The organism is Anoxybacillus sp. (assembly GCF_036834105.1).
Lineage (GTDB): Bacteria > Bacillota > Bacilli > Bacillales > Anoxybacillaceae > Anoxybacillus.
In genome coordinates this window covers 1-11,597 of the sequence record NZ_DAITON010000073.1, presented here as the reverse complement: position 1 = coordinate 11,597, position 11,597 = coordinate 1, and the positions used below count along the sequence as shown (strand labels likewise).

9 protein-coding genes are annotated in these 11,597 nt (G+C 40.0%); all 9 read right to left on the bottom strand.

From position 1 onward, the window contains the following. Positions 1-68: 68 nt before the first annotated feature. The gene (menC, locus tag V7Z64_RS08475; RefSeq protein WP_334110071.1) at positions 69-1,190 is read right to left on the bottom strand and encodes an o-succinylbenzoate synthase; all 1,122 of its coding nucleotides are present in this window, start codon (positions 1,188-1,190) and stop codon (positions 69-71) included. Between the two features lie 64 nt (positions 1,191-1,254). After that, positions 1,255-2,424, bottom strand: a complete 1,170-nt coding sequence (locus V7Z64_RS08470) for a sugar ABC transporter permease (protein ID WP_297990584.1) — start codon at positions 2,422-2,424, stop codon at positions 1,255-1,257. A gap of 3 nt (positions 2,425-2,427) precedes the next feature. Continuing rightward, a complete protein-coding gene (locus V7Z64_RS08465; RefSeq protein ID WP_297990585.1) occupies positions 2,428-3,936 on the bottom strand; it encodes a xylose ABC transporter ATP-binding protein in 1,509 nt (502 codons plus the stop codon). Positions 3,937-3,996: 60 nt separating this feature from the next. Further along, entirely contained in the window at positions 3,997-5,079 is a 1,083-nt protein-coding gene (gene xylF / locus V7Z64_RS08460; protein WP_297990586.1) for a D-xylose ABC transporter substrate-binding protein, read from the bottom strand. Between the two features lie 179 nt (positions 5,080-5,258). Next, positions 5,259-6,491 (bottom strand): helix-turn-helix domain-containing protein, encoded by a 1,233-nt coding sequence (locus tag V7Z64_RS08455; protein WP_297990587.1) that lies wholly within the window; start codon positions 6,489-6,491, stop codon positions 5,259-5,261. Next, the gene (locus tag V7Z64_RS08450; protein ID WP_297990588.1) at positions 6,484-7,908 is read right to left on the bottom strand and encodes a sensor histidine kinase; all 1,425 of its coding nucleotides are present in this window, start codon (positions 7,906-7,908) and stop codon (positions 6,484-6,486) included. The genes V7Z64_RS08455 and V7Z64_RS08450 overlap by 8 nt, the downstream gene beginning before the upstream one ends. Next, complete coding sequence (locus tag V7Z64_RS08445) at positions 7,905-8,891, bottom strand: sugar-binding protein (protein ID WP_334110065.1); 987 nt, start codon at positions 8,889-8,891, stop codon at positions 7,905-7,907. The genes V7Z64_RS08450 and V7Z64_RS08445 overlap by 4 nt, the downstream gene beginning before the upstream one ends. Before the next feature lie 80 nt (positions 8,892-8,971). Then, the gene (locus V7Z64_RS08440) at positions 8,972-10,657 is read right to left on the bottom strand and encodes a methyl-accepting chemotaxis protein (RefSeq protein WP_334110063.1); all 1,686 of its coding nucleotides are present in this window, start codon (positions 10,655-10,657) and stop codon (positions 8,972-8,974) included. Between the two features lie 72 nt (positions 10,658-10,729). After that, positions 10,730-11,596: a DMT family transporter gene (locus V7Z64_RS08435; protein ID WP_297990591.1), complete on the bottom strand. Its 867-nt coding sequence runs from the start codon at positions 11,594-11,596 to the stop codon at positions 10,730-10,732. Between the last annotated feature and the right edge of the window lies 1 nt (position 11,597).

The following is an 11,597-nucleotide window of genomic DNA, read 5'->3' as shown; positions in this document are numbered from 1 at the left end:
CTAAGTCATAAATCGCTCCTTCTACTACCGTTTTTAAATTATCAAAAATCGTTGGGTCAAACATATCCTCACCCTTTCACACGCTTATATATTTTTGAACGAACGACACGCCGCTCAACTTCTTTCATATTCACTTCATGGCCTATACCGGGCTGTTTCGAAACAAAAATGCGTCCATGATGAACGGTAACTTCTGGATCAATGAAATCACGGTCCCAATAATTTGCCGACGCAGCTGTATCGCTTGGTAAAGAAAAGTGCGGAAGTGTCGCTAAAGCGATGCTGTGCGCTCGGCCGACCCCTCCCTCTAACATCCCTCCGCACCATACAGGAAGATCGTGTTGCTGACATAAGTCATGAATGCGTTTTGCTTCCGTTAATCCACCTACTCGACCAATTTTTATGTTAATGACGCGACAACTTTTTAGCTCAATCGCCCTTTTTGCATCTTCATATGAACAAATGCTTTCATCTAAACAAATCGGCGTTTTTAGCTTCGCTTGTAATTTCGCATGGTCAACAATATCGTCCACAGCAAGCGGCTGTTCAATCATAAGCAATTCATAATCATCAAGCGCTTGCAGACGGTCGATGTCGCGTAACGAATAAGCAGAGTTTGCATCAACCATAAGCGGTATATCGGGAAAGTGATGCCGAACAGCACGAACGACATCTACATCCCACCCTGGCTTAATTTTTATTTTTACACGTCTATATCCTTCTATAAGCGCCTGCTCCATCCGTTTTAATAAATCCGTTATCGGTTGAATACCAATGCTTACGCCAACGTCTACTTCCTTTTTTTCACCCCCTAACGCTACATGTAACGGAATATGACGTCGCTTCGCAAACAAGTCCCATACGGCTCCTTCAAGTGCAGCTTTCGCCATATAATTGCGACGAACGATCGAAAATCGCTCACGCAATTCATCTGGATGATGAACAGGTGCTTGGAAAAGGAGCGGAATTAAAAAAGCTTCAAGCATATGCCACATCGTTTCAATCGTTTCTTCCGTATACCAAGGTGCAGCAAACGCAACACCTTCTCCCCATCCACGCACACCATGTTCATCCATCACTTCAACTAATAAAACGGGGCGCTTTTTCATCGTTCCAAAGCTTGTTGTAAACGGTGATTTCAATTCGATTTCTAAGTATCGTAAAATGACTGTATTTATTTGCACATATATCCCTCCAAACATCATTATACAACAAATAAAAAAGCCGACCGCATAACGATCAGCTTTTTTACTTTTAATTTGTTTTTCGTTTTCGACTTGCAATATCAATCCAAACAGCTAAAATTAAAATGCTTCCTTTTACAATATATTGCCAAAATGTTTCCATGCCTAGTAGCGACATCCCGTTATCAAGCGACGTCATGACCATCGCACCGATAATCGCGCCGATAATTGTACCGGATCCTCCCATCAATGATGTTCCCCCGATGACGCAAGCGGCGATCGCATCAAGTTCGTACATTTGACCGGCTGAAATCGTTGCTGAAGATAAACGAGCTGTTAAGACGAGCGCAGCAATTGCTGAAAGTAATCCAGTAAAGACAAATAGCATCATCGTATGACGTTGAATGTTAATTCCAGACAAGCGAGCCGCTTCCGCATTGCCACCGATTGCATATACATGTCGCCCAAATGTCGTTTTTGTCGCAATAAATGAGAAAATAAGCGCTAATGCAATGACAAAAATAATAGGGAACGGGATTCCTTTATAACTATTCATCGTAAGAACAAAAGCTAAAATCAGTATACTAATAACAAACAGTTTGGCCATCTCGAGCGGCAATGGCGAAACAGTAAAACCGTATTGTTGCCGTGATTTACGCTTACGAAACGTAGAAACAAATAGAGAAACAATAGCGATTACCGCAAGTACAACACCGAACATGTTTGTAAAATATGCGCTTCCTAATGCAATGAATTTCGCATCGAAAATCGGAATGGTTGTTGACTTCGTAATTCCCATTAACGCCCCGCGGAAAATCATCATTCCACCTAACGTGACAATAAAGGCAGGAATGGCTCGATAAGCGACTAACCATCCTTGTACAAGGCCAACAAGGGCCCCTGCAATCAATGTACATACAATAACAACTGATGTTGGCATTCCCATCCAATTGCTTAAAATAGCGGCAATGCCCCCTGTAAAACCGACGATTGAACCGACGGAAAGGTCAATGTGCCCCGCAACAATAACAAGTACCATTCCGATTGCCAAAATTGCAGTAACTGACATTTGTGTAAATAAGTTAGATAAGTTTCGTGCACTTAAAAATGTTTCATTTAACATTCCGAAAAAAATCCAAATGGCAACGAGCGCACCGATCATTGTGTAGGCGCGAATATCTACTTTACCAAGTATATTTTTCTTTTTTTGCTGCTGTTCGATAACTGCTTTGACTTCCACGACTCATTCCCCTCCTGTCGCTGCCATCATAATATTTTCTTGTGTTGCTTCATCGTGCGATAACTCTTTCACGATTCGTCCTTCACGCATAACATAAATGCGATCGCTCATCCCTAAAATTTCTGGAAGCTCAGAAGAAATCATCATGATAGCAACGCCTTCTTCAGCTAATTTATTCATTAAATGATAAATTTCATATTTTGCCCCAACATCGATACCGCGTGTTGGTTCGTCTAATATTAAAAGCTTTGGCTTTGCCATTAGCCATTTTGCTAATACGACTTTTTGTTGATTCCCTCCGGATAATGTACCGACTGCTGTTTCTAACGAAGCCGTTTTCGTTTTAAGTTCATCGACGTATTTTTGGCTCCATTTCAATTCTTCGTTTTGATTAATAACTTGCCAACGGCTAATGTTTTTTAAACTTGCCAATGTCGTATTTGTTTTTACGTCCATTCCGAGTACAAGCCCCAACCGTTTCCGATCCTCTGTGACAAGGGCGATACCTGAGCGAATCGCATCTTGCACGGAACGAATGTGCATTTGTTTTCCTTCAATCCACACTTCCCCTTCTGCCTTCCCTTCGTATGCCCCAAATAAACTCATGGCCAATTCTGTCCGCCCAGCACCCATTAAACCAGCAATTCCGACAATTTCTCCGGCACGAATCGTCATACGAATATCGTCATTGACCTTCATCGGCTTTTCTTTATGCCAAACAGAATAGTTTTTTACTTCTAATACGACATGTCCTGGTGTTTTTTTGACATACGGATAACGCTCCGTCAACTCACGTCCAACCATGAGTGCAACAACTTCATCTTCATTCGTTTCCGCTCGCGAAAGCGTCGCAATCGACTTTCCATCGCGCAATACGGTAATTGAATCCGCAAGCCGAAACACTTCCGGCATTTTATGAGAAATGTAAATGCATGCAACGCCTTGTGCACGCAGTTGTTCTAAAATGCCCATTAAAATTTCAACTTCACTCTCTGTTAACGCAGCTGTAGGTTCATCTAAAATTAAAATGTTAGCTTGTTTTGCTAGCGCTTTCGCAATTTCAACTAACTGCTGTTGACCGATGCCGAGGGAATGAATTTTAGTTTGTGGAGAAATGGTTAATCCGACTTTCTTTAACCATTTTTCTGCTTCATAATACAATTGATCCCATTGAATGATGCCGAATTTGCGCGGCTCTCTCCCTAAAAAGATGTTTTCCCCAACCGTCATTTCTTTTACAAGCGCAAGCTCTTGATGAATGATCGCAATGCCGGCTTGTTCGGCATCAACGATATGCCGGAACGAAATAGGTTTACCATCAATGCGAATTTCACCTTCATATGTGCCAGCTGGATACAGTCCGCTTAACACTTTCATCAACGTTGATTTTCCTGCCCCATTTTCACCACAAAGCGCATGAATTTCTCCTTTCTTCACTTTGAAGCTGACGCGATCAAGCGCTTTCACACCGGGAAACTCTTTCGTAATATTTATCATTTCTAATGCATACATTCATTTCACTCCCGTTGTATCATGTTGAAAAGAAGGGTCTGGCAAAGCCAGCCCCTATTTTCATTGTTTTGGCCATTGATCTTTCGGTACGTTTTTAAACACATCCTCTAGTTTGTGATAGCCATCTTTAATGACTGTATCCAATACGTTCTCTTTCGTTACTGCAATCGGATCAAGCAATACAGATGGAACATCGATTTTGCCGTTTGATACAGTTTGATTCGTTTCGATTTTTTCACCTTTCGCTAACGCAACAGCCATTTCTGCTGCTTTCGTCGCAATAGCTTTAATTGGTTTATATACTGTCATCGTTTGTGTTCCTTCGACGATACGCTGAAGAGCAGCAAGATCAGCATCCTGCCCCGAAACAGGTACTTTGCCTGCTAATCCTTGTGCTGCTAACGCTTGAATGACGCCACCTGCTGTTCCGTCGTTCGCTGCAATAACCGCTTGAATATTATTTTTATTCGCTGTTAATGCGTTTTCCATATTTTTCAACGCTTCTTCTGGCTTCCAATCTTTCGAGAATTGATCGTAAACAATTTTAATATCGCCTTTCTCCTCAAGTGGCTTTAATACGTTCATCGCCCCTTGTCGGAATAAATGTGCGTTGTTATCTGTGTCTGCTCCACCAATATAAACATAATTTCCTTTTGGTGCTTTTTCTACAATTGCTTGTGCCTGCATTTCACCGACGCGTACATTATCAAATGAAACATAATAGTCAACATCAGCATTTTTAATTAAACGGTCGTACGCTATCACAGGAATACCCTCTTTGTGAGCCTTGTCAACAATTGGCGCTGACGCCTCAGCGTTGTGTGGGATAACAACGAGAACATCGACACCTTCAGAAATAAGCTGTTCTGCTTGGCTTAATTGCACTGCGTCATCTCCGTTTGCAGCTAATGTTTTCACTTCTGCTCCAAGTTCTTTCACTTTTGCTTCAAACAATTCCTTATCTCTCTGCCAACGCTCTTCTTTTAATGTGTCCATTGAAAGCCCTATCACAATTTTATCGCCGTCTTTTTTCGTCGATTCGCTTCCCCCTTCGTTTCCTGAAGATACAACACCGCATGCTGTTAATGCAGACGCTAACACAAATGTTGCCGCTCCTTTTGCGACATGTTTCCACCACTTCACACGTATTCCCCCTTGTTTTTCATATGATTTTACATATTCAGCGTAACATAGAAAAAAGAAAGCGTTTTCTTTGTTTCCTTCACTTATTTGTCGTATATTCGCACAATTTAAGCGCTTCCATTATAAAAAAAGAAATAAACTAGCATTTTTTTGTGATAAGACAAAAAAATGCGAGCGCTTTATGAACGCTCGCATACTTGTTGCCGATATTCGGTTGGTGTCATATTTGTCACTTTTTTAAACACACGGCTAAAATAGTTTGGGTCTTTATATCCTACGCGATAACATGCTTCTTTCACCGTTAATCCTTCGTCACGCATCAACTGCTTCGCTTTTTCAATACGTAAATTTGTTAAATAGTCAATAAACGTTTGTCCTGTTTCTTTTTTAAATAGTTTACTAAAATAGTACGGTGTCAAATGAACGTATTTTGCGACTTCTTCAAGCGTCACATCATAGCAATAGTTTTCATGCAAAAACAGTTCGACTTGCTCAATGACGCTGCCGTTTGTTTTTAAATCGATTTGTTCCACTTCATCCGTTATTGGAACATCGTCAATATGCATCACCCGGCTAAATGAAGATAAATAGCATACGGCTGTACGTGCTTCCTTGTATGAACGTTTCAGCCCATCAATGCTTGACTGCACCGTTCCAATTCCGATTTTTACCCGCTGCTTCAGTTCTTTCTCAAGGTGCTTTAGCAACGATTGAACGGACGAAATAACATGCTCATGTGGTTGACTTTCAATAAAAATGGCTATTTGCTTTTGACTAAGCGGACTGCATAAGCAACGGCGATGTTGTTTTACGCATTGTTTCACCGTTTCTTCCCACTTTCCACGCTCACATACATCATTTTTTTCTAATTCAATAACGATCGCGTACGCGCATTCAAATTCTATACCACTAAACGTATGTGCAGAGCATTCGTCCATTTTCCCCATCAATAACCATGTCCAAGCTGTTTCACTTAACATTTGCAGCTGAACAAGCTTTTCACGAGCCATTAATTGTTGTTCGCGCATCGCTTGTTCTTCCGTAACTTGATGTAACAACTTTTGTAATAGATCAATGATTTGCTGCTTTTTAGCTGGTTTTAGCACGTATTCGCTCACACCTAGAGAAATAGCTTCTTTCGCGTATGTAAAGTAATCGTATGCTGTTAAAATAACAACTTTTGCTTGCGCATCGATCTTTCGAATTTCAGCAATCGCCTCAAGCCCTTGAATACCTGGCATTTTTATATCCATAAAAATAATATGTGGACGATGGTTCTCTACTTGCTGAATCGCACTTCGACCGTGTTCAGCATGAAAAATCGTAAACGTATGTGGAAACGCTCGCTCAATCATCAGCTGCAATCCTTCCCGCTCTAGCGGCTCATCATCGGCAATGAGTAGCTTATACATCGCTTTCCCTCCTTGGCAGTCGCAAAATAATGGCTGTTCCTTCATTCGGTGCACTTTGCATATCCAGTATTTTCTCTACTCCATAAAAAAGTTGGAGACGTCGTAGCACATTTTCTAATCCAAGTCCTGTTGAATGGCCTGTTTTTGTTAATGAATACGAGGCATTCATAATTGCTTTTTGTACATCATACGGCATTCCTACACCATTGTCTGCTATCGTCACTTGAATACAATTTCTTTTTTGTTCGATGACTAATTGAATTTTCGCCCCTTCTTCCATTCCTTCAATTCCATGAATAAAAGCATTTTCGATGAGCGGTTGCAACGTTAAGCATGGAATCGGCTGCTCCAAACACGATTCATCTACTTCGAGCTGAAAAGCGACACGATCGCGAAACCTGGCTTTTTGAATCGCAAAATATTCTTTCGCATGCTCTACTTCTTCACGCAACGTAACAGGTTGATCTAACTTCCTCAAGTTATATCTCAACAAATTAGATGTCGAAATAGTGAGTTCGCTCGTTTGCTCTGCTCCTTCAATATAAGCTAGCTTTGAAATGACATTTAGTGTATTAAATAGAAAATGAGGATTAATTTGACTTTGAAGCGCTTTTAACTCGAATTCACGCACAAGTTTTTCTTTTTCTAATATTTCCATATTTTTCGATATTAATATACGTAAGTTTTCGATCATATGTTGAAATGTTTTACCGAGCAAGCCGATTTCATCATGCCCATGAAAGCGAGGAATACGCGCGTCTAGTTGACCAGCTGATATTTTTTTCGCTGCATGAACGAGATGATGGATTGGAATGACAATTGTCCGTGATAACCATATGGCAAATACAATACTTAAAATCGTTGTTAAAATAAATAATGTCCCCCCTAGCTCATTCATTTTTGCTATATGTCGCAACATTTTTTTGTATACCGGCTGATATAAACTAAGCTCGATATCAACGAGCGCTTGACTATCTTCTCTAATAAATGATGCAACTTTTTCAATCTCGTTATATTGATCGGCATATCCTGTAAATTGCTGCTTTGTTAGTTTATGAATAATAGATTGTTCTAAATCAAGAAAGACATAAATCATATTTTTATAATTTTCCAAGGTGAAAGCATTATTGCCTTCTAGTTGTCTTTCTTTTAATTCAAGGCTTAGCTTTTCTAATTGTATTTTATGTTCGATCAGCTGTTTGTAATTATATTCATCTTGATGAATTAGATAGCTACTTAAAAAGCGGACATTTTCTTGCGTCTCAAGCGAAATTTGTTTATATAAAAAAATACGTTGCATCATAACATCATAGCTTTCTTGTACTTTTTTTCCGCTTTGAAAAATGAAAAATGCGATGCAATTTAGTAAAAGAACGAGAAGCGGAATAAAAACAAACAATTTCGTCCGAATTTTCATTTGTTTCTCCCCTGCTGAGCGTTTTGACGATCAATGACTTCAATCGAAGTAAAATGTTCTTTATGAATTTGTTTCCCTGAGAGATGGTCGACCATCAATTTCACGGCTGAATAACCCATATCGTAAGGTTTTTGAACGACCGTCGCGACAATATCTCCATTTTTAATTGCTTCGATCGTTTCTTCTACATCGTCAAAACCGAATATTTGAATATCATTTCGATGTAAATTTTTCGTAGCCATTCGAATGCCGATCGCATCTAGCGCGCTTGTACCAACCATGATTGAAATATTAGGATGTTTCCGCAACATTTGTTCGGCTTGAATGGAAGCTTGAATGCGCGAAATGCTTGATGATGCAACTGAAACGACTTTCAGCCGCGGATGTTGGTGAATAACAGATAAAAATCCTTGCAAACGTAAACGTTGATTTTCGGACGTATCCGTCCCGATTATAACCCCGATGAACCGCTCTCCTTCAATTCGGGAAACAACAGCCTGTCCGAGCAATTGCCCTGCTTCAAAATTGTTTGTTCCAACGTAGGCGATGCGACGGCTTTTTGGAGCGTCAGCATCGATGGTGATCACAGGTATATTCCGTGAGATAGCTTTATCAATGAGCGGTGTAAACGCTTCGTCTTTTAAGTTTTGAACAATAATCCCATCAACGCGAGATGCAATTGCTTTTTCAAGCAATTTTACTTGTTCGTCAATGCTTGTTCGAAGCGGACCGATATATTCGATGTTTACACCGTATAACTTTCCCGCTTCTTTTGCCCCTTGCTCAATTTTACGCCAATATGGGTTATCAAATACTTGAGATATTAAAATGACATGCGGAAGATGAGATGCTGCTTTTTGCTCATGTTGTAGTTTGGCTACTGTTTTTTCAAGCTGTTTTGTTACTGTAATAAAGTGAAAAAAAGCATACAAAAACAGAACAAACAGTATCATAAGGCTTATCGTCCATTTTTTTTGTGTCATCGTCGTCACCTAATTTTACTATAATCTGTTTTGATAACGTTTACAATTATTTTGAAAGCGACAGATTTCCTGCCGCCTTACTACACGATAAATCGTTTCGTCGTTTCTTTCATTCTTTCCGCGATTTCGTACAATCGTTGAGCTGTTGAGGCTACTTCTTGAGCCGATGCCGTTAATTCTTCTGACGAAGCCGTTACTTCCTCTGTCGCTGCTGAATTTTCTTCAGCTACCGCGCTAATTTGTTCGATGCGCGCGACCACTTTATCTTTCTCTCTCACAATTTCATCCATTGCCTGCTCAGTAGAAGTAAGCAACGGGGCAATGTGGCTAATTGATGTTAAAATGTCAGCAAACGAACGAACAGTCTTCTCAACGGCATTGGCTTGGTCTTTAATAAAATGCTCTACTTCAGTCGATGTATGAATCACGTCATCTGTGTTTTTGCTAATTGATGTAATAAGTTGAACAATATCCTCTGTAAATGATTTGGACTGTTCAGCTAACTTGCGCACTTCATCTGCCACAACGGCAAACCCTTTCCCTGCCTCCCCTGCACGTGCTGCTTCAATTGCCGCATTTAGGGCTAATAGGTTCGTTTGATCAGAAATGGTAGAAATCATTTCTGTAATTCCACTAATTTTTTGGACAGATGCCGTTAATGTTTGGACATGATTTGTTACGGTTTCAAACGCTCGTTTAATTTGTTCGATTGTGGAAATTAGCACATCCATTTCATGTTTACCGACATCTGCTCGTTTCGACGTACGAATCGCTTCTTGCTTCACATTCCCAAGCTCTACATATACACGTTCGACTTTTTCCGTTAAGTAAGAAAGTGAATGTGTCATATCGGCTAAATCGCTTGCTTGAGCTGCCGCCCCTTGCGATACTTGTTCCATTGTTGCTGCTACTTCTTCCGTAGATGCAGACATTTGCTGGGAAGTGGCAGAAAGTGCACTTGATTGTTGATCAATCGCATCCGCTTGCATTTGGATATGAAGGGCCATGTCCCGAAGCGCCTGCTTTGTTTCATCAAGTGCACGTGCCATTTCACCAAACTCATCTTTCGAATGAAGAAGTGTTTCCGGCAACTGCTTACTAAAATCGCCACTAGCTATTTGTTGGAGATGTTGTTTTGCAATATGTAACGGCTTCATAATCCGAACGGAAATAAATAAGTGATATGCAACTACACCTATAATGATAAATAATATAGAAATGACAATGACTTTTACAATTACACTATTAATCTCCTGGTTAACAACGTGTTTCGGCATGCCAACAAAAAACATACCGATTACTTCACCGCCGTTGTTTTTAATTGGCAAATAGCTTGTTACATATGATTCTCCAAGGACATTCGCCTCACCTATGTAATCATTTCCTTTTTCAATAACTTCATGTACAACTTTTGGATCTGCCTTTGTTCCTACTTGCCTTTCACCATCTTTTACAATTGTTGTTGTAACACGTTCATCGTTCAAAAAAATAGTACTATCTGCATTAACAACTTCCTTGACATAGTCGATCACAGATTCGTTCCCGTTAATTTTTATGTCTCCTTTATATAGCGCACCGTCTTTGATTTGCCATCCCCCATCAAATTTCGCATCAATGAGCTTCAAAGCCAGTTGGGCGTTTGTCGTTATGACCTTGTTGGCGATTAATGATTGAAATTGAACATAAATAATCCCATTTACAAGTCCAACTAATAAAAAGACAGTAAGAATGTATACAGTAACAATTTTCCCACGTGTTTTCATCATTGTTCCCTCCATTTTTGTGAATTAATGAGCAACACTATTTTATCAAATGAAGAAAAATAAACATCTATTTTTTTATGACGGGGAAGCCACTTTTCTTTTTCCTAAAACAAGGACAGTCGCAATGATCAAGATGCTTCCAAGCGTTTGAAAAAAGCCGAACGATACGTGTAAAAACAGCACTGAGGCAACAATAGCTGACAAAGGCTCTACACTAGATAAAATGCTCGATTCTGTCGGAGATAAATGCCGAATGCTCTCAATAAACAGTAAAAAAGCCAACAATGTGCCACATATGACAATAAAAGAAATAACAATCATCGTTTGAAAATCAAGTGTTACAAACGGAGCAAAGAGCGAATCGACAGCTGGGATGATAGTCACTCCTCCGATCGTCATTGCCCAGCCAACAATGATAAGGGAATCCCACTTTTTTAATAATTTAGCTGAACAAATGGTATAAAATGCGAGAAGTAATCCAGATACCATTCCCCAAAAAAACGAAAGAAAAGATATGTTTAACTCCCCTAATTTTCCATTTGTTAATAATAGAAACGTGCCGCAAATAGCTAAAATAAGCGCACTCCAAACGGGGACGGACGGTCGTTTTCGGTCACGTATAAAAAAATATAAGACAATATAAATAGGCGCTAAATATTGCAGTAACGTTGCAGCAGCCGCATTACCATATGCGATGGAAAGAAAATATGTATATTGTACACCGAGCATTCCTACTAGACTAAATAAAATGAGCAACATCCAACTACTCCGATCACGCCAAATATGAAACAACGGAACACCTCGAAACGATGCAAAAGCTAATAGACAAAGCCCTGAGATCATCATCCTCACACAAACAAGCCATTCTGTCCCTACATGTTTTTGTTGGAACACCCATTGTGCCGCTGTTCCTGACAGTCCCCACATCGTTGCCGCGACAATG

Excerpts from the sequence above, each read along its gene's own strand:
- V7Z64_RS08465 (WP_297990585.1), bottom strand. The coding sequence starts at position 3,936 with ATGTATGCATTAGAAATGATAAATATTACGAAAGAGTTTCCCGGTGTG.
- V7Z64_RS08455 (WP_297990587.1), bottom strand. The coding sequence starts at position 6,491 with ATGTATAAGCTACTCATTGCCGATGATGAGCCGCTAGAGCGGGAAGGA.
- V7Z64_RS08450 (WP_297990588.1), bottom strand. The coding sequence starts at position 7,908 with ATGAAAATTCGGACGAAATTGTTTGTTTTTATTCCGCTTCTCGTTCTT.
- V7Z64_RS08445 (WP_334110065.1), bottom strand. The coding sequence starts at position 8,891 with ATGACACAAAAAAAATGGACGATAAGCCTTATGATACTGTTTGTTCTG.
- V7Z64_RS08440 (WP_334110063.1), bottom strand. The coding sequence starts at position 10,657 with ATGATGAAAACACGTGGGAAAATTGTTACTGTATACATTCTTACTGTC.